The following is a 24,171-nucleotide window of genomic DNA, read 5'->3' on the forward strand; positions in this document are numbered from 1 at the left end:
TCCCCGAGCGCGCGCGGGTCGGTCAGAGCCGCGCCCGGGTCGCCTCCAGCAGCCGGACCACCGACCCGTCCGCCACCTCCGCGACCTCGGCGTAGGGGAACCAGCGCAGGTCCAGGGACTCGTCGCTGATCGCCTCGACGGCGCCGGGCGGGGCGACCGCCGCGTACTGCACGTCGAGGTGCCAGTGGCAGGGCGGCGGGATGCGGTGCCGGTCCAGCAGCACCGGGCCGCCCGGCAGCAGCGTCAGCCCCGCGACGCCCGACTCCTCGCCGGCCTCGCGCAGGGCCGCCGCCGCGAGGGAGCCGTCCTGCGGCTCGCAGTGGCCGCCCATCTGGAGCCACATCCGCAGCTTCCGGTGCAGTGTGAGCAGGACCCGCCCGCGCTCCGGGTCGATCACCAGCGCGCTCGCCGTGAGGTGTCCGGCCGTGCAGGCCTTCCACACGCCGTCCGGATGGGTCGCGAGATGGTCGAGATACGCCAGGCGCAGCTCTTCCTGGCCCTCGCCCCCCTCCAGACCCTTGAGGACGAGGACCGCGTCGTCGTGCAGGCTCACTCGGCGCCGTCGCCCTTCCGGTCGTCCTTGCCGTCCTCGGGGCTCCCGCCCTCGCCGTCGGCACGGTCCTCGGTGCCGGCCGCGCCGCCCGCGCCGGGGCCCTTCGTCAGGTCGGTCGGGCCCGCCGTACCGCTCGCGGCCTCGCCGAGCATCTTGTCCCACTCGGAGAAGTCCATGTGCTCCCGGTGCACGAACCCGTCCGGGTCGTCCAGGTCGCCCGCCGTCGGCAGCATGTCCGGATGCGCCCACAGGGCGTCCCGGCCGTCGACGCCGCGCGCGTCCGTCAGCGACGCCCACAGACGCGACGCGTCCCGCAGACGGCGCGGACGCAGCTCCAGACCGATCAGCGTGGCGAACGTCTGCTCCGCCGGACCGCCCGAGGCACGGCGGCGGCGCAGCGTCTCGCGCAGCGCGTCCGCCGACGACAGCCGGGGCTTCGCCGCCGCGTGCACGACCGCGTCCACCCAGCCCTCGACCAGCGCAAGCGCCGTCTCCAGCCGGGCCAGGGCGGCCTTCTGCTGCGGGGTGTCCTCCGGCTGGAACATGCCCTGCTGGAGCGCGTCCTGAAGCTGCTCGGGGTTCTGCGGGTCGAACTGGCCGACCACATCCTCCAGCTTGGCGGTGTCGACCTTGATGCCGCGCGCGTACCCGTCGACGGCGCCGAACAGGTGCGAGCGCAGCCAGGGCACGTGGGCGAAGAGCCGCTGGTGGGCGGCCTCGCGCAGGGCGAGGTAGAGCCGCACCTCCTCCTGGGGCACGCCCAGGTCCTTGCCGAACGCCTCCACGTTCAGCGGCAGCAGTGCCGCCTTCCCGGCCGGACCGAGCGGCAGCCCGATGTCGGTCGAGCCGACGACCTCGCCCGCGAGCACGCCCACGGCCTGCCCGATCTGCGAGCCGAACATGGCGCCGCCCATCGACCGCATCATGCCGATCAGCGGGCCCGCCATGGCCTGCATCTCCTCCGGCAGCACATCGCCCATGGCCGCGCCGACCCGCTCGGCTACCGGGTCGACCAGCTCCTTCCACGCGGGCAGGGTCGCCTCGACCCACTCCGCGCGCGACCAGGCGACCGACGTGTGCGCCCCGGAGGGCAGCGAGGTGGCGTCGTCCAGCCACAGGTCGGCCAGGCGCACGGCCTCCTGGACCGCCGTCCGCTCGGCGGGACCGACGCTGGCGTCCTTCACGCCGTCCGACGTGCCCTGGGACACCGTCTGGCGGGCGATCTGCTTCGCCATGTCCCAGTTCACCGGGCCGCCCTCGTAGGAGAGCATCTGGCCGAGCTGCTGGAACGCGGCGCCCAGGTCGGTGGGGTTCAGCGAACCGAACATGGCTGCGAGCGGATTGTCCGCACCGGGGCCGCCGAAGCCGCCCGCACCGGGCAGGCCTCCAAAACCGAACGGGTTGGCCGGTCCCTGACCACCGCCGCTCTGCGGGTCCTTCTTCTTGCCCTCGTCGCCGTCGTCCGGCTCCTCCGGCGGAAGGCCGAATCCGAATGGGGTGTCACTCACGGGGTTCCTCGGCTGGTTAGGCCACCGGCTCTCGTCCGGCGGCGCGGCTGCCCTGCGACACCACCCAGCGTAGACACCCGGGCCCGATCGGGCCTCGGTGCTTCGCCCACCGGCGGGCTGCGGCAGGATGGATGCCACCTGGTACGTACGCGTCACTCGCGCCCGTATGGAAAACAACCGCTGGAGACACCTGGTGAGTTCCCCAGATCCGCAGGTTCGCGCAGCGCGAAACCACTCGACCACGGGCGCCTCGCGCGGGCCGGTCGTCGCCGTCACCGGTGCCGCCACCGGGGTCGGCGCGCTGCTGACCGAGCGGCTCGCCGCGTCCGAGGAGATCAAGCAGGTCGTCGCGATCGACGAGCGGCGGGGCGAGTGCGACGCGGCACAGTGGCACATCCTCGACGTGCGCGATCCGGCCATCGCCGAGAAGCTGCGCGGCGCGGACGCCGTCGTCCACCTGGCCCTCGACCTCGACCTGGGGAGCGAGGACGCCGCCCGTACGGCCTACAACGTGCGCGGCACCCAGACCGTGCTGACCGCCGCCGCGGCCGCCGGGGTGCACCGCGTCGTCCTGTGCACCTCCGCCATGGTCTACGGCGCGCTCCCGGACAACGAGCTGCCCCTGTCGGAGGACGCCGAGCTGAAGGCGACCGCGGAGGCGACCGGCGTCGGCGACCTGCTGGAGATCGAACGGCTCGCGCGGCGCGCGCCCCGCGCGCACCCCGGGCTCAACGTCACCGTCGTACGCCCCGCCGTACTGGTCGGCGGCGGCACGGACACCGCGCTGACCCGCTACTTCGAGTCGCCCCGGCTGCTCGTGGTCGCCGGGTCGCGGCCCGCCTGGCAGTTCTGCCACGTCGAGGACCTGTGCGCGGCCCTGGAGTACGCCGTCCTGGAGAAGGTCGACGGGGAACTCGCCGTCGGCTGCGACGGGTGGCTGGAGCAGGAGGAGGTCGAGGAACTGAGCGGCATCCGGCGGATGGAGCTGCCCTCGGCGGTCGCGCTCGGCGCGGCGGCCCGCCTGCACCGGATCGGGCTCACGCCGTCCCCGGCCGGGGACCTCGCCTACACGATGTACCCGTGGGTGGTCAGCGGGAGCCGGCTGCACGACGCGGGATGGCGGCCCGGCTGGACCAACGAGGAGGTGCTCGCGGAGCTGCTGGAGGAGGTGGCCGGGCGGCACACGGTCGCCGGGCGGCGGCTGGGGCGGAAGGACGCGACGGCCGCGGGGGCCGCGGGGGCGACGGTGGCTCTGCTGGGCGCCGCCGCTGTGGTGCGGCGGGCCCGGAAGGCACGGCGGCGGTAGTCGCCGGGGGTGGCTCGCACCCGCCGCCCCTTTCCGTCCCGTACCTGGGGGCTGCCGCCCTTGGACGCCCGCTTCGGCCCTGGACGGGCCTCGTCCTAAAGGGCCGGACGGGCTGGGAAGACAGCCTGAGTGTCCCGCACGCGCGCGCGTGCGGCACGATGAAGGTATGGCAGATGGTGTGGGACGCAGGGGAGCCGGTGCTGGGCGGGAGTCGCTTCAGGACCCCGTCAGGCTGATCGCGATACGGGACACCCCGCTCTCCGTGGACGAGGTGTTCCGGGCGGTCGGGGACGACGCGGCCGGGGGGACGGCGCTGTTCGTCGGGACCGTGCGCGATCACGACGGGGGCGCCGACGTGGACGCGCTCGGGTACTCCTGCCATCCGTCCGCCGAGACCGAGATGCGGCGCGTCGCCGAGAAGGTCGCCGCCGAGTTCCCCGTGCGCGCGCTGGCCGCCGTCCACCGGGTGGGCGAACTGGCGGTCGGTGATCTCGCCGTCGTCGTCGCCGTGTCCTGCCCGCACCGCAGCGAGGCCTTCGCGGCGTGCCGGAAGCTGATCGACGACCTCAAGCACGAGGTGCCGATCTGGAAGCACCAGAAGTTCTCCGACGGCACCGAGGAGTGGGTCGGCGCCTGCTGACCCAGGGCGCCCGCCGACTTCGACTCCGACATCGACTCCGACATCGACTCCGGCACCGGCACCGGCCCGCCGGGCCGGACGTCCGGTTGCGTAACCCCGGCGCTGCCGTGAGCGTTGTCCGTGCGGACGGTTAATCCGCTGATCAGTCAGTCGCGGTCACGCACGGGGTAGGGAGGTCGGCATGGCAGCCCTCGCCTGGTTGCTCATCCCGCTGGTGGCCGCGATCGGCGCCGGTCTCTGGGGGAGCTGGGCCACCCGCACGCGCAACATCCGCGGCGACGGCCCCGAACTGGACGGATACGCCCGCTTCCGCGCGGCCATGGAGAGGCCGCCCTCCGGTACGTGACCCGGGCGGTGGCCCTGACGGTGCGCAGACAGGCCCGTCCCGTACTGTCGACTCATGCCACGCCGCACCGCGACGATGCTCGCCTCCACCCTGATCCTGATCGCGCTCCTGTGCGCGGGCGTGCTGATCCGCGCGCCCTACTCGGAGATGTCACCCGGGCCGACGGTGAACACCCTGGGCGAGCACGGCGGCGAGCCGGTGCTCCAGATCTCCGGCCACAAGACGTATCCCGCGTCCGGCCACCTCAACATGACCACCGTCCGCGTCACCAGCGCCGACTACCGGATGAACCTGGTCGAGGCGGTCTACGGCTGGCTCGCGCACGACAGCAAGGTCGTCCCGCACGACACGCTGTACCCGGACGGCAAGACGGAGGAGCAGTCCACCCAGGAGAACGCCGAGGAGTTCAGCCAGTCCCAGGAGAGCGCCAAGGTCGCCGCCCTGAAGGCGCTGAAGCTGCCCGTGCAGTCCTGGGTGATCGTCTCGACCGTGGTGAAGGGCTCGCCCGCCGAGGGCCGGCTGCACGCCGGTGACGTGATCAAGGCCGTGGACGGCAAGGCCGTCAAGGAGCCCTCCGACGTGGCGAAGCTGGTCACCGAGCACACCCCCGGCCAGGCCGTCGTCTTCACCATCGTCCCGGCGAAGGAGCAGGCCGCCGCCGAGAAGGAGCGCCGGACGCCGACGACGACCGAGAAGGTCTCGATCACCACGGCCGCCTCCGACGACGGCGGCGCGAAGCGGGCCGTCGTCGGGATCTCCGCCGGGACCGACCACACGTTCCCCTTCACCATCGACATCAAGCTCGCCGACGTCGGCGGCCCCAGTGCCGGCCTGATGTTCGCCCTCGGCATCTACGACAAGCTCACTCCGGGCGACCTCACGGGCGGGAAGTTCGTCGCGGGCACCGGCACCATCGACGACGCGGGCGAGGTCGGCCCGATCGGTGGCATCGAGATGAAGACGGTCGGCGCGCGCGACAAGGGAGCCCAGTACTTCCTCACGCCCGCCGACAACTGCGCGGCCGCCGCCAAGGACGTCCCGGGCGGGCTCACCCTCGTCAAGGTGAAGACCATCGACGACGCTCTCGGCGCCCTCAAGGACATCCGCAGCGGCGACACCGACGCCCTGCCGAAGTGCACGACCGGATAGCCGCGGACGGAGCCGTGTGCCGCGGCCGTCGCGGCTGCGGGGCGGCTACTCCGCGAACGTCGCCGTCAGCGCCTCCGCCAGGCCCGGCACCAGCGCCGCGCCGGTGAGGACCTCGGTCGGGGTGTCCTTCTCCCGCAGCCGTACGGCCGCGTCCCGGGCGCCGTCGCGCAGCACCGCCACCGTCATCCTGACCTCCTGGCGGTCCGGGTGGTCGGCCACCCAGCGGGTCAGCTTCGCCTCGCTCAGTCCCTGCGGGACCTGCGCCTCCGCCGACGGCGGCAGCATCAGCCGCTCCACGGTCAGCGCGCAGCCGACCACCGCGTCGGGCCAGGCGATCGTCGCCAGGAACTCGTCGAGCGGCTTGTCCGTTGGCACTTCGTCCTGCTCGATCGGGGTGAGGCCGGTGGTCTCGGACTCGCCCTCCAGGCCGAGCTGGGCGGCGAGCGCGGGTTCCTGAGCCCGCAGTTGTGCGGTGTCGACGAGGGCGAAGAGGCGTGCGGGCTGGTCCCAGCCGAGGCCGGAGGCGTACTCGTCGATCTCTAGTACGGCCCGGGTGAGCGGGTTCGCCGCCATGGGAGTGTTGGACATGGTCACAATCCTGCCTCGTTCCCGACCGGAATCGGGAACCGAGTAAGCGGTGAGTAAGTTGCATAGGTGTGGGCCCGCGATCACGGGGGGCCACCCACGGTCCACGAACACGCGGGCCTGACGGATCAACAGCGACTTTCGAGGTGCGCACCTTGGCTTTCCAGATGCCGGACCGCGGCGGAGGCCCGACAGGGCCGCGGATCAGAGTGGGCCGCCCGTCCCGGCGTGTCCGCACCCTGCTCATGACGTTGGGCGTCCTTGCCGTGCTCGGCATGGCGTTCACCATGTTCGCGGGGTTCTGGACGGACTGGCTGTGGTACCGGTCGGTGAACTACTCCTCCGTGTTCACGACCACCCTGTGGACCAAGATCGGACTCTTCTTCGTCTTCGGCCTGCTCATGGCCCTGGCGGTCGGGTTCAACATCTGGCTGGCCCACCGGCTGCGCCCGCCGCTGAGCGCCATGTCGATGGAGCAGCAGAGCCTCGACCGCTACCGCATGGGCATCGCGCCCTACAAGAAGTGGCTGCTCCTCGGGATCACCGCGCTCGTCGGACTGATCGCGGGCGCCTCGGCGTCCGGCCAGTGGCGGACCTGGCTGATGTGGGTCAACGGCGTCTCCTTCGGCCAGAAGGACCCGCAGTTCCACCTCGACGTGTCGTTCTACGCCTTCGACCTGCCCTGGTACCGGTTCCTGCTCGGCTTCGGCTTCGCCGCCACGATCCTCTCCCTGATCGCCGCCGCGCTCACCCACTACCTCTACGGCGGACTGCGCGTCACCAGCCCCGGCGCGCGCGCCACCGCCGCCGCCACCGGCCACCTGTCCGTCCTGCTGGGCGTGTTCGTCGCGCTCAAGGCGGTCGCCTACTGGCTCGACCGGTACGGCCTGGCCGTGAAGTCCAGCGACTTCAAGGCCACCGACAACTGGACCGGCCTGCGGTACGTGGACGCCAACGCCTACCTCCCGGCCAAGACGATCCTGTTCTGCATCGCGGTCATCTGCGCCGTGCTCTTCTTCGCCACCCTGTGGCGGCGCACCTGGCAGCTGCCCGTCATCGGCTTCGGCCTGATGGTCCTCTCCGCGATCCTGATCGGCGGCCTCTACCCGGCCATCGTCCAGAAGTTCCAGGTCCAGCCGAACGAGCAGGCCAAGGAGGCGCCGTACGTCGAGAAGAACCTCGCGGCGACGCGTGACGCGTACGGCATCGACGACGCGCAGGTCACCGAGTACTCGGGGACGAGCAAGACCGCGGACAAGAAGACGCTCCGCGACGACGTCGACGCCACGGCCAGCATCCGCATCATGGACCCGAACATCGTGTCCCCGACGTTCCAGCAGCTCCAGCAGATCCGGAAGTACTACGCCTTCCCGGCCAACCTGGACGTGGACCGCTACAAGGTCGACGGCAAGGACCAGGACACGGTCATCGGTCTGCGCGAGCTGAACCTCGCGGGCGTCGACAAGCAGAACTGGATCAACAACCACTTCCGCTACACCCACGGCTACGGCGTGGTCGCCGCCAAGGGCACCACGGCCGACCCCGACGGCCGCCCGGCGTTCACCGAGTCCAACCTGCCCTCCGAGGGCGTGCTCGGGAAGTACGAGCAGCGGATCTACTACGGCGAGCGCACGACGACGTACTCGATCGTCGGCGGTCCCCAGAAGGAGATCGACTACTCCGACGACGCGGGCGAGAAGACCACCAGCTACAAGGGCGACAGCGGGGTCAACCTCTCCAACCCGGTCAACCGGGCCGCGTACGCGGTGGCGTTCGGCGAGCCGCAGATCCTCTACTCGGGCGCGATCGGCGAGGGTTCGCGGATTCTCTACAACCGCACCCCGAAGGACCGCGTCGAGGCGGTCGCCCCCTGGCTGACGATCGACGGCGACGCCTACCCGGCGGTCGTGAACGGCAGGATCCAGTGGATCGTCGACGCCTACACGACCACCAACGGCTACCCGTACGCCTCCCGCACCACCCTCGGCGACACGACGGCCGACTCGCTGACCGCCACCAACAACAACCGCGCGGTGGTGGCCCAGCAGAACCAGGTCAACTACATCCGCAACTCGGTGAAGGCGACCGTCGACGCCTACACCGGCGAGGTGAAGCTGTACCAGTGGGACACCAAGGACCCGGTCCTCAAGACCTGGATGAAGGCGTTCCCCGGCACGGTGGAGAAGAAGTCCGAGATCTCCGCCGACCTGATGGCCCACCTGCGCTACCCGCAGGACCTGTTCAAGGTCCAGCGCGAACTGCTCACCCGCTACCACGTGAAGGACGCCACGACGTTCCTCAGCGGCAGCGAGGTCTGGCAGGTGCCGGACGACCCGACCAACAAGTCGGGCGACGCGGTGCCGCCGTACTACCTGAGCATGAAGATGCCCGACCAGCAGGACCAGGCGTTCTCGCTCACGACGACGTTCACGCCCAACGGCCGTGACAACCTGAGCGCGTTCATGGCGGTCGACTCCGAGGCGGGCACCGCCGACTACGGCAAGATCAGAGTGCTCAAGCTGCCGACCAGCACGACGGTCGACGGACCCAAACAGGTCCAGAGCCAGTTCAACTCCGAACAGGACATCGCCGAATCGATCAGGCTCCTGAGAGGCGGCGACTCCGAGGTCGAGTACGGCAACCTCCTCACGGTGCCCCTCGACGGCGGCCTGCTCTACGTCGAGCCGGTCTACGTCCGCGGCGGCGGCCTCAAGTACCCGCTGCTGCGCAAGGTCCTGGTGTCGTACGGCGGCGTCACCGCCTTCGAGGACACCCTCGACCAGGCGCTCAACAAGGTGTTCGGCGCCAACGGGGAGACACCGCCACCTGCGGACGACGGGGGCACCACACCGCCACCGACGTCGAGCAACCCGACGGTCCAGGAAGCCCTCCAGGACGCCCAGAAGGCCTTCACCGCCGGCCAGGAGGCCCTCAAGAAGCCCGACTGGGAGGCGTACGCCAAGGCGCAGGCCGACCTGGAGGCCGCGCTGAAGCGGGCCGAGACGGCGCAGGAGCAGGCGGGCAAGTCCGGTGGCGGCACGCCGAGTCCGGGCAGCAGCCCCAGCCCGGCCGCCAGCGCCAAGCCGGGGTCCGGCGCGAGCGCGCCCCCGAGCGGCACACCAAGTGCCAGTCCCAGCGGCTGAGTCGGTCCGTGATCAAGGCCCACCCCGCGTCGTGGTACGGTTGTGGAACACGACGCGGGGTGGAGCAGCTCGGTAGCTCGCTGGGCTCATAACCCAGAGGTCGCAGGTTCAAATCCTGTCCCCGCTACTGAAGACGAAGGCCCGGATTCCTATCAGGAATCCGGGCCTTCGTGTGTGCGAACGCATGTACCTGCGGGGTGGACGGCCGTGCCGCCTACGGCAGTTGGGCCGAACTGTGTTTGACTTGTCTCTCTGTGGGCATGTCGACAAAACGCCGAAGTGACTTCACGGGCTGCGGTATACCAGGTGTACCCGGGTTGCAGGTGGTGCGACGATGGACGTTATGGGGGACAAGGCAACTCTGTTCGAGACAGGGCGATTTGTGCAGCCTTCCCATGGGGAGGCGACCCCGGCCCAGACGTCCGCAGCGGCGTCGGCGGCCCTGTACCCCGCCGTACGCGCGGCCGGGTCCTCGGCCGCGCGCCGGGACGAGACGGGAGAGGCGGGGGAGACGGTAGAGGGTGTCGAGGCCGGAGAGGCCGTCGAGGAGGCCCGCCGCCGACGTGCCGCCGAGAGCGGCGACGTCGAGGCGATGAGTGTCCTCGGCGCGCTCCTGCTGCGCCGCGGCGACCTCGACGGCGCCGAGCCCCACCTGCGGGCCGCCACCGCCGCCGGTGACCGCGCCGCCGCCAACAACCTCGGCGTCCTGCTCCACCAGCGCGGCTACCCCGACGAGGCGGCCGGCTGGTGGCGGGTCGCCGCCGTCGCCGGGTCCGCCGCCGCCGCGCACGCCCTCGGCCGCCACCACCGCGAGCGCGGCGACGAGCCCGCCGCCGAGTACTGGCTGTGCCAGTCCGCCGAACAGGGCCACGCCCTGGGCGCCTACGCCCTCGCCGACCTGCTGGAGCACCGCGGCGACCCCGCCGCCGCCCGCTGGATGCGGGCCGCCGCCGAACGCGGGCACCGTGAGGCGGCGTACCGCCTCGCCCGCGCGCTGGACCGCAGCCGCACCCGCTCCGTCGACGGCGGCGACCGCGACGGCGCCGACGGCGGCGAGACCGGCCGCCGCGCGGCCCTCGGCCTCGGCGGCCCTGTGTCCCCGGAGGCCGAGCAGTGGTACCGGCAGGCCGCCGCGCGCGGGCACCGCCGGGCCGCCCTGCAACTCGGGGCCATCCTGGAGCGGCGCGGCGACCTCAAGGAGGCCGGGCGCTGGTACCTGACGTCCGCCAAGGACGGCGAGGCCCGAGCCGCCTGCGCCCTCGGCTTCCTGCTGCGCGACGCCGGTGACACCGAGAACGCCGCCGTGTGGTGGCTGCGCGCCGCCCAGGACGGCGACGGCAACGCCGCCAACGCCCTCGGCGCGCTCTACGCCGAGCGCGGCCAGACCCAGACCGCCGAGCGCTGGTACCGGGCCGCCATGGACGCCGGGGACGACAACGGCGCCTACAACCTGGGGCTGCTCTGCGCCGAACAGGGCCGCACGCCGCAGGCCGAGCAGTGGTACCGCCGCGCCGCCTACGCCGGGCACCGCGAGGCCGCCAACGCGCTCGCCGTCCTGCTCCTCCAGGTCGGCGACGCGGCCGGGGCCGAGCCCTGGTTCTCCAAGGCCGCCGAAGCGGGCAGCGTCGACGCCGCGTTCAACCTCGGCATCCTCTTCGCCGGACGCGGCGAGGAGCCCGTCGCGCTGCGCTGGTACGAGCGGGCCGCCGCCGCCGGACACACCGAGGCGGCCCTCCAGGTCGGCATCGCCCGGCTGCGCGACGGCGACGAGCAGGAGGCCGAACGGCACCTGCGGTGCGCCGCGGGCGGAGGCAGCGCCGAGGCGGCGTACCGGCTCGCGGCCGTCCTCGACGCGCGCCGCCCGCCGCAGCCCGCGCACGAACTGGGCGAGATCACGCACGAGAAGACCGAGTGCGAGGCCTGGTACGAGCGGGCGGCGGGGCAAGGGCACCGGCGCGCCCAGGTCCGCGTCGGCATGCTCGCCGCCGCCCGCGGTGACGTGGTCGAGGCCGCGCGCTGGTACCGGGCGGCCGCCGAGGCAGGGTCCCGCAACGGCGCCTTCAACCTCGGGCTGCTCCTCGCCCGCGAGGGAAGCGAGCCCGAGGCCGCCGTGTGGTGGACGCGGGCCGCCGACGCGGGGCACGGGCGGGCGGCGCTGCGGCTGGCCCTCGTGTACGCGCGGCGCGGGGAGCTGGCGGAGGGGAAGCGGTGGGCGGATCGGGCGGTCGCGCTCGGGCCGGGGGAGGTGGCGGAGCGGGCGGCCCGGTTGCGGGACGCTCTGCGGGAGGAGTTGTCGGCGTGAGCCTGCGGCGCTTGGGCGGGGGTGGGGTGTCCGGTGTGGGGTGCTGGTGGGATCCGGCCAGGGTGGTCGCCCCCGCCGCCACCTTCCCGTCCCGAACCTGGGGGCTGCCGCCCCCGGACCCCCGCTTCGGCCCTGGACGGGCCTCGTCCTCAAGCTCCCCCAGAGGGGGGACCCCCAGACGGGCTGGTTGGTGTGGGGTGTGGGTAATCGATTTGCTTGGGGGCGTTGCCCTCGCGTAGTGTCTGGTTCACCGACGCGGGGTGGAGCAGCTCGGTAGCTCGCTGGGCTCATAACCCAGAGGTCGCAGGTTCAAATCCTGTCCCCGCTACTCAAGGCCAAGGGCCGGAATCCTGAAGAGGGTTCCGGCCCTTGGTGTGTGTCGGGCGGTGTGTGTCAGGGCTTCCGTCTGTGCCGCGTCAGGCCTTCGCGCAGTCGGGACAGACGCCGCGGTAGGTGACCTCCACGTCCGACACCGTGAAGCCGAAGCGCTCCGAGTCGGGGAGGTCGGACAGCGGGTTGCCGCTCGGGTGGACGTCGCGGATCGCGCCGCACCGGGCGCAGACCAGGTGGTGGTGCGGGCGGTGCGCGTTGGGGTCGTAGCGCTTGGCGCGCTTGTCCGTCGCGACTTCCAGCACCTCGCCGAGGGAGACCAGCTCGCCCAGGGTGTTGTAGACGGTCGCCCGGGAGATCTCGGGCAGCTTGGCGACAGCCCGCGCGTGGACCTCGTCGGCCGTCAGGTGGACGTGTTCGCCGTCGAGGACCTCGGCCACCACACGCCGCTGCGCGGTCATCCGCCATCCGCGTCCGCGCAGCCGTTCCAGAAGGTCACTCATGCGCACCAGCCTAACAGCAGGAACGACCGAATCCCGAACAGGTGTGACTTTGGAGCCCCGCTTGAATTGGATTGAGTCCAATGTAGGATCGGAGACAAGTTTGGTTCGGGGGTAGGAGAGGGTCGGGAATGACGCAGGAGACGCACGTGACGCAGGGGCCGCTCACCACGGAGGCCGGTGCGCCGGTGGCCGACAACCAGAACAGCGAGACCGCGGGCCCCGGCGGGCCCGTGCTCGTCCAGGATCAGCTGCTGCTGGAGAAGCTCGCCCACTTCAACCGTGAGCGCATCCCGGAGCGGGTGGTGCACGCCCGCGGCGCCGGGGCCTACGGGACCTTCACCGTCACCGCCGACGTGACGCCGTACACCAGGGCGGCGTTCCTGTCCGAGGTGGGGAAGCGGACCGAGACGTTCCTGCGGTTCTCGACCGTGGCGGGCAGCCTCGGGTCGGCGGACGCCGTGCGGGACCCGCGCGGCTGGGCCCTGAAGTTCTACACCGAGGAGGGCAACTACGATCTCGTCGGCAACAACACCCCGGTCTTCTTCGTCAAGGACGCCGTCAAGTTCCCCGACTTCATCCACACCCAGAAGCGCGACCCGTACACGGGCAGCCAGGAGGCCGACAACGTCTGGGACTTCTGGGGGCTGAGCCCGGAGAGCACCCACCAGGTGACCTGGCTCTTCGGCGACCGCGGCATCCCGGCCTCCTACCGGCACATGAACGGCTACGGCTCGCACACCTACCAGTGGAACAACGAGGCCGGCGAGGTCTTCTGGGTCAAGTACCACTTCAAGACCGACCAGGGCATCCGCAGCCTCACCCAGGCCGAGGCCGACCGGCTCGCCGGTGCCGACCCCGACTCGCACCAGCGGGACCTGCGCGAGTCCATCGAGCGCGGTGACTTCCCGACCTGGACCGTGCAGGTGCAGATCATGCCGGAGGCGGACGCGGCGACGTACCGCTTCAACCCGTTCGACCTCACCAAGGTCTGGCCGCACGAGGACTACCCGCCGGTCGAGATCGGCCGCCTGGAGCTGAACCGCAACCCCGAGAACGTGTTCGCCGAGGTCGAGCAGAGCGTCTTCAGCCCCGCCCACTTCGTGCCGGGCATCGGCCCCTCGCCGGACAAGATGCTCCAGGGCCGCCTCTTCGCCTACGGCGACGCCCACCGCTACCGCGTCGGCGTCAACGCCGACCACCTGCCCGTCAACCGCCCGCACGCCACCGAGGCGCGCACCCACTCCCGCGACGGCGCCCTGTACGACGGCCGCCACGGGCGGGCCCGGAACTACGAGCCCAACAGCTTCGGCGGGCCCGCGCAGACCGGCCGCCCGCTCTGGTCCGCGACGGCGGTGAGCGGCGGCACCGGCAACCACGAGGCCCCGGCGCACGCCGAGGACGACGACTTCGGGCAGGCGGGCGCCCTCTACCGGCTGATGGCGGAGGACGAGAAGGAGCGGCTCGTCGCCAACCTGGCGGGCTTCATCGCCAAGGTGACCCGCGAGGACATCGCCGCGCGCGCGATCATGAACTTCCGGCGCGCGGACGAGGACTTCGGCAAGCGGCTGGAGGTCGCGGTCCGGGCCCTGCGCGGCTGAGCGGCCGGTGGCCGTACGCGGGGACCGGCGGGCCGTGCCCGTCCCCGCGTCACCGGCCGGGTGGTCCGGGTCAGAGGGCGGGGGCGGGCTGCCGTACCGGGGCCCAGCAGCGGATGATGTCGCGGACCGAGACGATGCCAGCCGGCTCGCCCCGGTCGAGGACGACCAGATGGCGGAAGCCGCCGTGCGCCATGGCGCGGGCCGCCTCGTCGAGGGTCCAGGTGGGGGCGGCGAAGACGACGTCGTGGGTGGTGTGGGCGTGGGCGCGTTCCGTGTCCGGGTTCTGGCCCAGACCCACGGAGTTGAGGATGTCCCGTTCGGTGAGGATGCCGATGGTGACGGCGTCCGGGTCGTGGACCACGGCCGCGCCGACGCGGCGGGCGGACATCAGGGCGGCGGCCTGTCGGAGGGTGTGGGCGGGGCCGATGGTGAGGACCACCGTGCTCATGGCGTCGCGGACGAGCATGGGCTGGAGCACCTCCTGGGAATCCGCCGGCGGCCGCGGGGCGCGCGACCGCTCGTGCGGGGATTCACATGTTCACAAGTCGGGGCTGCTCCCAGAGTGGCAGGTAAAAGGCGGGTCAACAAGGGGCGCGCGTCACCAATTGAGGGCGCATGCGCTCATCCGTGCACGCCCTGGCTGCCCTGCGCGGTCGTGGCCCCTCAGCGGCGGTCGTTCAGGTACCCGAGCAGCTCGTCGTGGAGGAGACCGTTCGACGCGGCGGCGTTGCCGCTGTGCGGGCCGGGGCGGCCGTCCAGCCCGGTGAAGGTGCCGCCCGCCTCCGTCACCACGATCGCCGTCGCCGCCATGTCCCACAGCGACAGCTCCGGCTCCGCGCACAGGTCGACCGCGCCCTCGGCGACCATCATGTACGGCCAGAAGTCGCCGTACGCGCGCGTGCGCCACACGTCCCGGGTCAGGTCGAGGAAGCCGTTCAGCCGCCCCTGCTCCTCCCAGCCGCCCAGCGACGAGTACGCGAACGAGGCGTCCGACAGCCGGGACACGCGCGACACGTGCAGCCGGGACGCCGAGGAGAGACTGCGCCCGCTGAACGCGCCGTGCCCCTTCGCGGCCCACCAGCGCCGCCCCAGCGCCGGGGCCGAGACCAGGCCGACCACCGGCTGGTAGCCGCCCTCGGCGGCCTCCATGAGCGAGATCAGCGTGGCCCAGACGGGGACGCCCCGGACGTAGTTCTTGGTGCCGTCGATCGGGTCGATCACCCAGCGGCGCGGGCCGGTGCCCTGGATGCCGTACTCCTCGCCCAGCACCGCGTCCCGGGGGCGGGCCCGCTGGAGCTGGCCGCGGATCAGCTCCTCGGCCGCCTTGTCGGCCTCGCTCACCGGCGTCATGTCCGGTTTGGTCTCGACCTTGAGGTCGAGGGCCTTGAAACGGTCCATGGTCGCGGCGTCGGCGGCGTCCGCGAGGACGTGCGCGAGGCGGAGGTCGTCGAGGTAGTCCGGCATGGGACGAACCGTATCGGCCGAGGTGGCGGTGGGGCCACAGCGGACCGAGGGACGGGACGCCCGCCGACGGCGGCCGGGGCCCCGCGACCCCTTGACAGTGCGGGCGGGCGCGTCAAATCTGGGCGGACAGCCGCTCGTCCCCGGAGGCGATGATGCCTGGAGCGCGGGAATCCCTGCTGGACGCCGCCTTCGCCGCGCTCGCGCGCCGGTCCTGGTCGGCGGTCCGGATGGTCGACGTCGCCTCGGCGGCCGGGGTCTCCCGGCAGACCCTCTACAACGAGTTCGGCAGCAAGGACGGCCTCGCCCGCGCCCTGGTCCGCCGGGAGACCGACGCCTATCTCGCCGGGATCGAACGGGCGCTGTCCCTGCACGGCGACGCCCGCGACCGGCTGGCCGCCACGGCCGAGTGGACCGCGTCCGTGGCCCGCGGCAACGCGCTCGTACGGGCCGCCCTCACCGGCTGCTGGAACGATCGGCTCCCCGCGCCCCCGCTGGCGGCGGTGTCCTCCTCCACCTCGGCGCCCGCCCAACGGCGGGCCGACGGGCCGCTGCCCTCACCGGCCGACCTGGTGGCCGGGGTCCGCGACCGGGCCGTGGCGGCACTCTCCGGCCCCGGCACCCCCGCCGACAACGGCGAATTGGCTCGCGTCTGCGAACTGACCGCCCGCCTCGCGCTCTCCTGCGTCGCCGCGCCCCCGCCGGGGGAGGGGGGAGCGGCCGATCTGGTGCGGGGCGCCCTGTACCGCTGGCCCGCGTGAGCGGCACCGGCCGGGTACGCGACGTCGGCCGGGCGGCGCGTCGGCCGCCGTGTCAGCCGCCGGAGCGGGGCCGGGCCCGGCACGTCGGTCGCGGGCCGGGCGCGAGGCCTCAGCCGCCGGAACCGGTCCGGGGGCGGTGGCGGGTGGTCCACCAGGCGGGCGCGCAGGCCACGGCGGCCTCGACCATCTCGTCCTTGGAGATCGCCGGGTCCCCGAGCCAGGCCCTGATGGCTCCGGCGAAGCCGTGCGCCACGAACTGGGCGATCACATGGCGGTTGGCCTCGGGCAGGCCCACGGGGGCGCGGTCCTCCATGAACGCCCTGGCGTAGTCGTCGAAGTGGCGCACCAGCGCGCCGTAGACGCCGCTGTCGGCGGGGTCCTGGAGCGACAGTTCGTAGACGGGGCGGAAGTCCTCGACGTGGTCCGCGATCTCCGCCGTGGCGAGACGCAGCAGTTCCGCGGGCGGGTGGCCCTCGCGCACCCGGTGTTCCGCCAAACCCTGCCGACGCTTCAGGTCGGCGCGCAGGACCTGGACGAGCGGGTCCAGCGGCGTGCTGTAGCGGTTGTAGAAGGTCGCCCGGGTGACCCCGGCGCGGTCGGCCAGCTCGGCCACGCTGATCCGGGACACCGGCCGCTGCGAGGCCAGCTCCACGACCGCCTGCTCGAACGCCCGGACGGTCCGGGCCACACGGGGGTCCGTCCTGCCGGTCAAGGTGCCGCCCTCCTGTCGGCGGGCCGACGCCCGCCCTCTCCGGGCGCGCCCGTCGGCCCCGTCTCCCTCCCATGTTGCGTCACGATCGACCCGGTGTTTCTATACACCTGTCAAATAGATGGAAGGGTGTACGTGATGAGTCCCCATACCGCGGTCTCGCCCCAGGAGGCCGCCGACCGGCTGGCGATCCGTGAGCTGATCGACGCCTACGCGTTCTGCGCCGACCGGCGCGACGCCGCGGGGCAGATGGCGCTGTTCACCGAGGACACCCGGTTCCTGGTGTTCATGGACGCCGCCGCGGTCGAGCCGACCCAGGTGCTGCACGGCCGGGCGGCGCTCGCTCCCGTGTTCGACAATCTCCGCACCTATCGCACGACGACGCACTTCAACGGGCAGAGCAGCGTCTCGCTGGACGGAGACCGGGCGCACGGCGAGAGCTACTGCCTGGCCCACCACATAGCGGTCGACGCGGGGGGCCGGCGCACGCTGATGGTCGCCTCCATCCGCTATCTCGACGAGTTCGTCAGGCAGCCCGGCGGGACGTGGCTCTTCGCCGAGCGCCGGCTGATGGTCGACTGGACCGAGACACGCCCCTCCTCTCCCTGACGGCCGCCCGGCGCCACGGGCCACGCCGATCCGTGGCCGTCCGCGTCCGGGCGGCAGCCGTCACCCGGCGGTCGCGCGCAGCAGGGAGCGCCAGCGGGGCAGTTCGGTCACCGGGACGATCAGGCACAGGACGGTCACCGCCAGGGCGATCCAGGTCGGCCACAGCACCCACGCGGACACCGTCGCCGCCACGAGCTGGATCACCAGCAGGAGGATGGTGACGATGCCCGGAACCGCCACGGGCGCGTCGCCGCCGGGCCGGTCGCCCGGCGTGGAGAAGACGGCGGGCAGGCCGATCAGCAGGACGTCGGCCAGGATCGCGAGCAGGACGGAGTGGGACCACAGGGCCCACGGGGTCGCCACCCAGGCGATCAGCTCGGTGGCGAAGCGCAGGCCGCCGCGGACGTAGTCGTGACCCGGCTTGGCCGCGCCGGGGGCGTGGTCAGGCATCGGCGTGGTCCGCGAGGAAGCGCGTGACGAGGGCGGCGACCTCGGCGGGAGTCTCCGCGTGCAGGTAGTGCCCGGCGCCTTCGACGACCTTCAGGGTGCCGATGCCCGCGGGCAGGGCGGCGACGATCGCCTCGCCCTCCGCCACGGGGTCGGGGAAGTCGGGGTCGGCCGAACCCATGACGATCAGGGTCGGCGCGGTGACGCGGGGCAGGTGCGCCTCCGCGTCCGAGCCGTCGGTCTTCATGGTCAGCAGGAACTGCGCCATCCGCTCGGGCTCGGACAGCTTGGCGCGCAGCAGTTCCGTGTACGCGGCCCAGTCGGCGGGCTTGGTCGGGTACGCCACGTCGAGGTAGCGCAGCCACATGCGCAGACTGCGCAGGCCCACGGTGGCCCCCATCAGCAGGCCGCCGCGCCGGTAGCGGCCGACGCGCAGCATGGCGCCGACGTCGGTCTTGGGCACGCGGGTGAAGGGGTTCAGTTCCACGACCGCGGTGACCAGCTCGGGGGCCTGGGCGGCGGCGATCGTGGCCGCCCCGCCGGAGAGCGACTGACCGACGACGACGGCCGGACCGCCGAGGTGGCGGATCAGGGCGATCAGGTCGGAGGCGACGTCGGATCTGGAGATCGACGGCCATCCGGTACTGGATTCCCCGTGTCCGCGCAGGTCGGCGGAGACCACGCGGTAGCCCGCCTCCGCCAGCAGGGGGGCGAGGAAGCGGTAGGACTGCCGCAGGTCCCCGATGCCGTGCGAGAGGACGATCAGCGGCCCCCGGCCCGTCGACTCGTAGGCGATGCGTCCGCCGTCGATGTCCAGGTGGGAGACGTCGGCCGCGCGTGAGGAACTGGTGCCTCCGGAGTGGGACGGCGCATCATGGGTCACGGGTTTCTCCTCGGGGGAGGCCTGCCCTCGCAGGAGAGGGCACGGCGGGCAGGGGGGCAATAGGGTAGACGCGAGTCCAAACTTTGTATCCGGGTAGAATTTCTGGACCCGCGTCCAGCGAAAGTAGAGCACACCCCTCGACCTCGGGAAGTAAAGAACCGGTAATGATCGATCGCCCCAGCGTGTCCGGCCCCGCCCCCACCACTTCGCAGGCCGGCACGCCCGGCACGGACCGCCGCTCACGTCAACGCGAGCGGCGGCGGGCCGAGTTGTACGAGGTCGCGATCGAACTGTTCGTCGAGAAGACCTTCGACGGGACGACCATGGAGGACATCGCCGAGCGGGCGGATGTGGCACGGGCGACGGTGTTCAACTACTTCCCCCGGAAGGTCGCCTTCCTCCAGGAGTGGGCCGTCCGGCGCCGCGAGCGGGCGACCACGGCCGCCCGCTCCGGCGATCCGTCCGCCTCGTCCCTGCGGGACGTCCTGCTCCGCTACTTCACGGAGATGGGCCGGCTCGCCGACGGCTCACGGGACGTCAGCGTCGCCGTCATCATCGGCTCGGTGCACACGACCGACATCTGGCGGAGGTCGCCCATCGCCGCCGAACTGGCCGAGTTCGTCCGCGCCGCCAAGGACACGGGCGAACTGGAACCGCACATCGACGCCGACCGCGCCGGCCTGTACCTCTCGGCCTCGTACTACGTCATCCTCACCGCGTGGGCCGTGGAGGACCCGGCCCCGTTCGACCTCACCGCCGAACTGACCACCATGGTCGACACCGTCCTGTACGGCATCCTTCCGCGGCCCAGCTAGCGGCCCGGCCGGTCGCCGGAGCGGGCCAGGGGGATCGGTGTTCGCTGGGCCGTACGTCGGCGTGGGGGCGGCGCCGGTCAGGCGGCGGTGCGTCCGGCGTCCGCCGCCAGGGTCGCGCCCGTGAGGTAGCTCGCCCGGTCCGAGGCGAGGAAGACAATCGCCTCGGCGATCTCGCGCGGGGTGGCGAGACGCCCGAGCAGGGTCGTCCCGGCGATCTGCGCGGCGCCTTCCTCGCCCATGGTGGCCAGCACCATGTCGGTTCGGGTGGGGCCCGGCGCCACGGCGTTCACCCGGACCCCGGCCGGGCTGAACTCGGCCGCCCAGGTGCGGGTCAGCGACTCCAGCGCCGCCTTGGTGGCGCTGTAGACGGAGATGCCGGGCATTCCGACCCGGGCCGCCATGGTGCTCACGTTGACGATGCTGCCGGACCCCTTGGCGATCATGCCGGGGACGAGGGCGGCGGTGAGCAGGTAGGGGGCTCGGACGTTGGCGGCGAGGGTCGCGTCGAGGGACTCGCGGGCCTGGTCCACCGTCGGCGCGACGGGGAAGGTGGCCGCGTTGTTGACCAGGACGTCCACCGGGCCCGCCGCCTCGGCGAGACGGCGGACGGCGTCCGTTTCGGTGAGGTCGGCCGCGACGAAGCGCGCCCGGCCGCCGTTCGCGATGATCTCCTCGACGACGGCGGTCCCGCGCTCGGCGCTCCGCCCGGACACCACGACCTCGGCGCCCGCCGCTGCCATCAACCGGGCCGTCTCGGCGCCGATGCCGCCGGTCGAACCGGTGATCAGTGCGACCTTGTCAGTGAATTCCATGCCGATCTCCTGCGAGAGGTCCGGTCGCGCACGGCGCCCGGAATGGGTTGTGCGACCCACCCTGCTCGGCAAAAAATGGGTTGTCCAATCCAGAATTTGTTAGGCTCGGCCCATGCCCACCTCCCTCCCCCGCAGCGGCGAGAAGAAGCTGACCCGTAAGGGCCAGGAGACCCGGCGGCGCATCGTGGCCGCGGCCGCCCAGCTCATGTACGAGCGGGGCGTCACCGAGGCGACGCTGGAGGACGTCCGCGCCGCGGCCGGGGTCAGCGGCTCGCAGATCTACCACTACTTCGCCGACAAGCAGGCCCTGCTGCTGGCGGTGATCGAGTACCAGACGGAGGCGGTGCTCGACCTCCAGCAGCCGTTCTTCCCCCGCCTCGACACCCTGGCGGGACTACGGCAGTGGCGGGACGCCCTGGTGGAGTACCAGCTGCGGTTGCAGTGCCGCGGCGGCTGCCCGCTCGGCTCCCTGGGCAGCGAGGTCGCCGAGACGAACCCGGAGGCGCGGCTCGCGGTGGCCTCGGGGTTCCTGCGGTGGGAGTCCGCCATCCGCGAGGGCCTGAACGCCATGCACGCCCGCGGAGAACTCACCGCCGACCCCGACGACCTCGCCCTCGCCACCCTCGCCGCCCTCCAGGGCGGTCTCCTCCTCACCCAGCTGCAACGCCGGGTCAGGCCCCTGGAAGTGGCGCTCGACGCGATGCTCGACCGGATCGAGTCGAGCCTGCGGCGGCCCTGACGCCCGGCGCGCGAAGCCTCAGTGGGCCGAACCCGACAGCTGGAGGCCGATGACGCCCATGATGACGAGGCTGATCGAGACGATCTTCAGGACCGAGACCAGGTCGCCGAGGAAGATCATCCCGTAGATCGCGGTGCCCGCCGCGCCGATGCCGGTCCAGACGGCGTAGGCCGGGCCCACGTCGAGTTTGCGCAGGGAGAGGGTCAGCAGGCCGAAGCTGCCGAGGGCGAACGCGGCGAACGCGACCGTCGGCCAGAGCCGGGTGAACCCGTGCGACAGCTTCAGGCAGACGGCGAAGCCGGTCTCGAGCAGTCCCGCGACGATGACCAGCAGCCACGCCATGTGCTGTTCCTCCCGTTGTGCGGCTCGGTGCGATTATGCACTTACCGGCCTCCGCCACCGGCAAACAACGCGGAGGTCGGCCGCCTTCCGGGCAACGGGTGCGGCGCGTCGCCGCGGGCGCGGAGGCCAGGCGGGTCGCACGGGTCGGCGGAGGGTCAGTCGCCCTCCGTGCGCTCCCGCGTCGACAGCAGCCGCCGCAGCGAGTAGAGCCGCGCGGGGTCCGCGTGCCCGTCCGCCACCCACGCGTCCAGCGCGCAGTCCGGCTCGTCGTGGCTGCACGCGCGCGGACAGCCCACCGTGCCCGGCTCCAGGTCCGGGAAGGCGTGGATCACCCGGGACGGGTCGATGTGCGCGAGACCGAACGACCGGATGCCCGGGGTGTCGATCACCCACTCGTCCGCGCCGCGCAGCGGCAGGGCGAGCGCCGAGGTGGTGGTGTGCCGGCCGCGGCCCGTGACCGCGTTGACATGGCCGGTCACGCGCCGCCGCTCCTCCGGGACCAGCGCGTTGACCAGCGTCGTCTTGCCGACGCCGGAGTGGCCGACGAAGGCGGTGACCCGCCCGGTCAGGAACTCCCGCACCCGGTCCGCCGCGTCCCCCTTCTCCAGCTCGTCCCGGCTGGTGACGACGTACGGGATGTCGAGGTCGCCGTACAGCTCCAGCAGGGCATCCGGCGGGGCCAGGTCCGACTTGGTCATCACCAGCAGGGGCTCCAGGCCGCCGTCGAAGGCCGCGACCAGACAGCGGTCGATGAGCCGGGGGCGCGGCTCGGGGTCGGCCAGGGCGGTGACGATCGCCAGCTGGTCGGCGTTGGCGACGACGACCCGCTCGTACGGGTCGTCGTCGTCGGCGGTGCGGCGCAGCACCGACGTGCGCTCCTCGATGCGGACGATCCGCGCGAGGGTGTCCTTCGCCCCGGACAGGTCCCCGACCAGGGCGACCCGGTCGCCGACGACGGCCGCCTTGCGGCCCAGCTCGCGGGCCTTCATCGCCGTCACGATCCGGTCGTCGACCAGGACTGTCAGCCGCCCCCGGTCCACGGTGAGGACCATGCCCCAGGAGGCGTCCTCGTGCTTGGGCCGGATGCTGGTCCGGGGCCGGTTCCCCTTGCGGTTGGGCCGCGAGCGGATGTCGTCCTCGTCGGTGTGCTTGCCGTAGCGGCGCATCGCGGAACCCCTACGCCCCGAGCATCCCGGTCCACAGCTCGGGGAAGTCGGGCAGGGTCTTCGCGGTCGTCGCCACGTTCTCGATCTGCACGCCCTCCACCGCCAGCCCGATGATCGCGCCGGCCGTGGCCATGCGGTGGTCGTCGTAGGTGTGGAAGATCCCGCCGTGCAGCCGCCGCGGGCGGATGTGCAGGCCGTCGGCGGTCTCGGTGACGTCGCCGCCCAGCTCGTTGATCTCCTTGGTGAGCGCGGCCAGCCGGTCCGTCTCGTGCAGCCGCAGGTGCGCCACGCCCCGCAGCGTCGACGGGGAGTCCGCGAGGGCGGCGACGGCCGCGATGCCCGGGGTCAGCTCGCCGACGTCCGAGAGGTCGACGTCGATGCCGTGGATCGCGCCCGACCCGGTGAACACCAGGCCGTAGTCGGCCAGTTCGCAGGAACCGCCCATCTCGGTGAAGATCTCCCGCAGCCGGTCACCCGGCTGGGTGGTGCGCTCCGGCCAGTCCGGTACGACGACCCGGCCGCCGGTGACCAGCGCCGCCGCCAGGAACGGCTGGGCGTTGGACAGGTCGGGCTCGATCGTCAGGTCCCGGCCGAGCAGCGCGCCCGGCGTGACCCGCCAGACGTTGGGCTCGCCGCCCGACTCCGGGGTGTCCACCTGGGCGCCCACCGCGCGCAGCATGTCCACCGTCATCCGGATGTGCGGCAGCGAGGGCAGCGTGGCGCCGGTGTGCCGGACCTCGACGCCCTGGTTGAAGCGCGGCCCGGACAGCAGCAGCGCGCTCACGAACTGGGAGGACGAGGAGGCGTCCACGTCCACGGGGCCGCCGTCCAGCGCGCCCCCGCCGTGCACGGTCAGCGGCAGCGCGCCCCGGCCGTCGTCGTCGATGCGGGCGCCGAGCACGCGCAGGGCGTCGATGACACCGGTCAGGGGCCGCTCGTAGGAGCGGGGGTCGCCGTCGAAGCGGATGGGGCCGTCGGCCAGCGCGGCGACCGGCGGCAGGAAGCGCATCACGGTGCCCGCGTTGCCGACGTCGACGGTGGCCGGGCCGCGCAGGCCCGCCGGGAGGACCCGCCAGGCCTCGCCGGTGCCGTCGGGGCCGACGCCCTCCTCGATGCCGACGCCCATCGCGCGCAGCGCCGCCGCCATCAGCAGCGTGTCGCGCGAGCGCAGCGGGCGGCGCAGCCAGCCCGGCTCGGAGGCGAGCGCGGCGAGGACCAGGGCACGGTTGGTCACCGACTTGGACCCCGGTACGTGGACGGTCGCGTCGACGGTCCCGCGCGCGTGCGGGGCGGGCCAGAGGGCGGTGTGGGCGGGGTTCGGGGCCATGGCCCCACTTTATAAGCAGGCCAGGCATCGAGTGCCGCGCCGTCGGGGGCGAGCGGGGCAAAGACCGGGGGCAAGGGCGGCCGGTGACGGCGCGTGCCGACGGCACGCGCCACTGCTCATGCCTCCCGTCGGCCCGG

24 protein-coding genes and 2 tRNA genes are annotated in these 24,171 nt (G+C 72.6%); 13 read left to right on the plus strand and 13 right to left on the minus strand.

Going from position 1 to position 24,171, the window contains the following annotated elements:
- Positions 1-22: 22 nt before the first annotated feature.
- Positions 23-553, minus strand: coding sequence for an NUDIX hydrolase (locus tag ACIQPQ_RS07095; protein ID WP_401300717.1), 531 nt, complete (start codon positions 551-553; stop codon positions 23-25).
- Entirely contained in the window at positions 550-2,061 is a 1,512-nt protein-coding gene (locus ACIQPQ_RS07100) for a zinc-dependent metalloprotease (RefSeq protein ID WP_401300720.1), read from the minus strand. Before ACIQPQ_RS07100 ends, ACIQPQ_RS07095 begins: the two co-directional genes overlap by 4 nt.
- Positions 2,062-2,254: 193 nt before the next feature.
- Here ACIQPQ_RS07100 and ACIQPQ_RS07105 point away from each other — a divergent pair, with 193 nt between their 5' ends.
- The 4 genes from ACIQPQ_RS07105 (at position 2,255) to ACIQPQ_RS07120 (ending at position 5,502) form a co-directional block, all read left to right on the plus strand.
- On the plus strand, positions 2,255-3,367 hold the full coding sequence (locus ACIQPQ_RS07105; protein ID WP_401300723.1) for an SDR family oxidoreductase: 1,113 nt from the start codon (positions 2,255-2,257) through the stop codon (positions 3,365-3,367).
- Between the two features lie 166 nt (positions 3,368-3,533).
- Positions 3,534-4,007, plus strand: coding sequence for a molybdenum cofactor biosynthesis protein MoaE (locus ACIQPQ_RS07110; RefSeq protein ID WP_401300726.1), 474 nt, complete (start codon positions 3,534-3,536; stop codon positions 4,005-4,007).
- Positions 4,008-4,188: 181 nt separating this feature from the next.
- A complete protein-coding gene (locus ACIQPQ_RS07115; RefSeq protein ID WP_401300729.1) occupies positions 4,189-4,353 on the plus strand; it encodes a hypothetical protein in 165 nt (54 codons plus the stop codon).
- Between the two features lie 54 nt (positions 4,354-4,407).
- The gene (locus ACIQPQ_RS07120) at positions 4,408-5,502 is read left to right on the plus strand and encodes a PDZ domain-containing protein (RefSeq protein ID WP_401300731.1); all 1,095 of its coding nucleotides are present in this window, start codon (positions 4,408-4,410) and stop codon (positions 5,500-5,502) included.
- A gap of 45 nt (positions 5,503-5,547) precedes the next feature.
- Here ACIQPQ_RS07120 and ACIQPQ_RS07125 read toward each other — a convergent pair whose 3' ends face one another.
- Positions 5,548-6,090 (minus strand): PPA1309 family protein, encoded by a 543-nt coding sequence (locus ACIQPQ_RS07125; RefSeq protein WP_401300734.1) that lies wholly within the window; start codon positions 6,088-6,090, stop codon positions 5,548-5,550.
- A 164-nt stretch (positions 6,091-6,254) separates the two neighbouring features.
- On the opposite strand from ACIQPQ_RS07125, the gene ACIQPQ_RS07130 reads away from it, so the two are divergent.
- From ACIQPQ_RS07130 to ACIQPQ_RS07145, 4 genes are all read left to right on the plus strand, one after another.
- Positions 6,255-9,230 carry a UPF0182 family protein gene (locus ACIQPQ_RS07130; RefSeq protein ID WP_401301548.1) on the plus strand — a complete coding sequence of 992 codons (2,976 nt, stop codon included), beginning with the start codon at positions 6,255-6,257 and terminating at the stop codon, positions 9,228-9,230.
- A gap of 53 nt (positions 9,231-9,283) precedes the next feature.
- Positions 9,284-9,357, plus strand: a tRNA-Met gene (locus tag ACIQPQ_RS07135).
- A 207-nt stretch (positions 9,358-9,564) separates the two neighbouring features.
- Positions 9,565-11,532 (plus strand): sel1 repeat family protein, encoded by a 1,968-nt coding sequence (locus ACIQPQ_RS07140; RefSeq protein ID WP_401300737.1) that lies wholly within the window; start codon positions 9,565-9,567, stop codon positions 11,530-11,532.
- A 254-nt stretch (positions 11,533-11,786) separates the two neighbouring features.
- A tRNA-Met gene (locus tag ACIQPQ_RS07145) sits at positions 11,787-11,860 on the plus strand.
- Positions 11,861-11,948: 88 nt separating this feature from the next.
- Here the strand turns inward: ACIQPQ_RS07145 and ACIQPQ_RS07150 are convergent.
- Complete coding sequence (locus tag ACIQPQ_RS07150) at positions 11,949-12,365, minus strand: Fur family transcriptional regulator (protein WP_383777965.1); 417 nt, start codon at positions 12,363-12,365, stop codon at positions 11,949-11,951.
- 128 nt (positions 12,366-12,493) lie between these two features.
- On the opposite strand from ACIQPQ_RS07150, the gene ACIQPQ_RS07155 reads away from it, so the two are divergent.
- Positions 12,494-13,963 carry a catalase gene (locus ACIQPQ_RS07155; RefSeq protein WP_401300740.1) on the plus strand — a complete coding sequence of 490 codons (1,470 nt, stop codon included), beginning with the start codon at positions 12,494-12,496 and terminating at the stop codon, positions 13,961-13,963.
- A gap of 70 nt (positions 13,964-14,033) precedes the next feature.
- On the opposite strand, the gene ACIQPQ_RS07160 is transcribed toward ACIQPQ_RS07155, so the two are convergent.
- Together ACIQPQ_RS07160 and hisN are read right to left on the minus strand one after the other, a co-directional pair.
- Positions 14,034-14,429 (minus strand): cyclic nucleotide-binding/CBS domain-containing protein, encoded by a 396-nt coding sequence (locus tag ACIQPQ_RS07160; RefSeq protein ID WP_383777969.1) that lies wholly within the window; start codon positions 14,427-14,429, stop codon positions 14,034-14,036.
- Between the two features lie 197 nt (positions 14,430-14,626).
- Positions 14,627-15,427 carry a histidinol-phosphatase gene (hisN, locus tag ACIQPQ_RS07165; RefSeq protein ID WP_383777971.1) on the minus strand — a complete coding sequence of 267 codons (801 nt, stop codon included), beginning with the start codon at positions 15,425-15,427 and terminating at the stop codon, positions 14,627-14,629.
- 149 nt (positions 15,428-15,576) lie between these two features.
- Between hisN and ACIQPQ_RS07170 the strand changes: the two genes are divergently transcribed.
- Positions 15,577-16,185: a TetR/AcrR family transcriptional regulator gene (locus ACIQPQ_RS07170; protein ID WP_383777972.1), complete on the plus strand. Its 609-nt coding sequence runs from the start codon at positions 15,577-15,579 to the stop codon at positions 16,183-16,185.
- Positions 16,186-16,294: 109 nt separating this feature from the next.
- On the opposite strand, the gene ACIQPQ_RS07175 is transcribed toward ACIQPQ_RS07170, so the two are convergent.
- Positions 16,295-16,897 (minus strand): TetR/AcrR family transcriptional regulator, encoded by a 603-nt coding sequence (locus ACIQPQ_RS07175; RefSeq protein WP_401300745.1) that lies wholly within the window; start codon positions 16,895-16,897, stop codon positions 16,295-16,297.
- A 135-nt stretch (positions 16,898-17,032) separates the two neighbouring features.
- On the opposite strand from ACIQPQ_RS07175, the gene ACIQPQ_RS07180 reads away from it, so the two are divergent.
- Positions 17,033-17,503, plus strand: coding sequence for a nuclear transport factor 2 family protein (locus ACIQPQ_RS07180; protein ID WP_401300748.1), 471 nt, complete (start codon positions 17,033-17,035; stop codon positions 17,501-17,503).
- A gap of 60 nt (positions 17,504-17,563) precedes the next feature.
- Here ACIQPQ_RS07180 and ACIQPQ_RS07185 read toward each other — a convergent pair whose 3' ends face one another.
- Together ACIQPQ_RS07185 and ACIQPQ_RS07190 are read right to left on the minus strand one after the other, a co-directional pair.
- The gene (locus ACIQPQ_RS07185) at positions 17,564-17,953 is read right to left on the minus strand and encodes a hypothetical protein (protein WP_401300751.1); all 390 of its coding nucleotides are present in this window, start codon (positions 17,951-17,953) and stop codon (positions 17,564-17,566) included.
- Positions 17,946-18,767: an alpha/beta fold hydrolase gene (locus ACIQPQ_RS07190; protein ID WP_401301551.1), complete on the minus strand. Its 822-nt coding sequence runs from the start codon at positions 18,765-18,767 to the stop codon at positions 17,946-17,948. The genes ACIQPQ_RS07185 and ACIQPQ_RS07190 overlap by 8 nt, the downstream gene beginning before the upstream one ends.
- Positions 18,768-18,997: 230 nt before the next feature.
- Here ACIQPQ_RS07190 and ACIQPQ_RS07195 point away from each other — a divergent pair, with 230 nt between their 5' ends.
- Positions 18,998-19,648, plus strand: coding sequence for a TetR/AcrR family transcriptional regulator (locus tag ACIQPQ_RS07195; protein ID WP_401300754.1), 651 nt, complete (start codon positions 18,998-19,000; stop codon positions 19,646-19,648).
- A gap of 77 nt (positions 19,649-19,725) precedes the next feature.
- Here ACIQPQ_RS07195 and ACIQPQ_RS07200 read toward each other — a convergent pair whose 3' ends face one another.
- Positions 19,726-20,460 (minus strand): SDR family NAD(P)-dependent oxidoreductase, encoded by a 735-nt coding sequence (locus ACIQPQ_RS07200; protein WP_401300757.1) that lies wholly within the window; start codon positions 20,458-20,460, stop codon positions 19,726-19,728.
- A gap of 112 nt (positions 20,461-20,572) precedes the next feature.
- Here ACIQPQ_RS07200 and ACIQPQ_RS07205 point away from each other — a divergent pair, with 112 nt between their 5' ends.
- Positions 20,573-21,199, plus strand: coding sequence for a TetR/AcrR family transcriptional regulator (locus tag ACIQPQ_RS07205; RefSeq protein WP_401300759.1), 627 nt, complete (start codon positions 20,573-20,575; stop codon positions 21,197-21,199).
- Between the two features lie 18 nt (positions 21,200-21,217).
- Here the strand turns inward: ACIQPQ_RS07205 and ACIQPQ_RS07210 are convergent, their stop codons facing one another.
- The 3 genes from ACIQPQ_RS07210 to aroA form a co-directional block, all read right to left on the minus strand.
- On the minus strand, positions 21,218-21,541 hold the full coding sequence (locus ACIQPQ_RS07210) for a DMT family transporter (RefSeq protein ID WP_383777974.1): 324 nt from the start codon (positions 21,539-21,541) through the stop codon (positions 21,218-21,220).
- 155 nt (positions 21,542-21,696) lie between these two features.
- The gene (gene rsgA, locus ACIQPQ_RS07215) at positions 21,697-22,707 is read right to left on the minus strand and encodes a ribosome small subunit-dependent GTPase A (protein ID WP_401300762.1); all 1,011 of its coding nucleotides are present in this window, start codon (positions 22,705-22,707) and stop codon (positions 21,697-21,699) included.
- A 10-nt stretch (positions 22,708-22,717) separates the two neighbouring features.
- Positions 22,718-24,034, minus strand: a complete 1,317-nt coding sequence (gene aroA / locus ACIQPQ_RS07220; protein WP_401300764.1) for a 3-phosphoshikimate 1-carboxyvinyltransferase — start codon at positions 24,032-24,034, stop codon at positions 22,718-22,720.
- Positions 24,035-24,171: the final 137 nt, after the last annotated feature.

Origin of the sequence: Streptomyces sp. NPDC091281 (genome assembly GCF_044757425.1) — a bacterium.
In the GTDB taxonomy this organism is placed as follows: Bacteria; Actinomycetota; Actinomycetes; order Streptomycetales; family Streptomycetaceae; genus Streptomyces.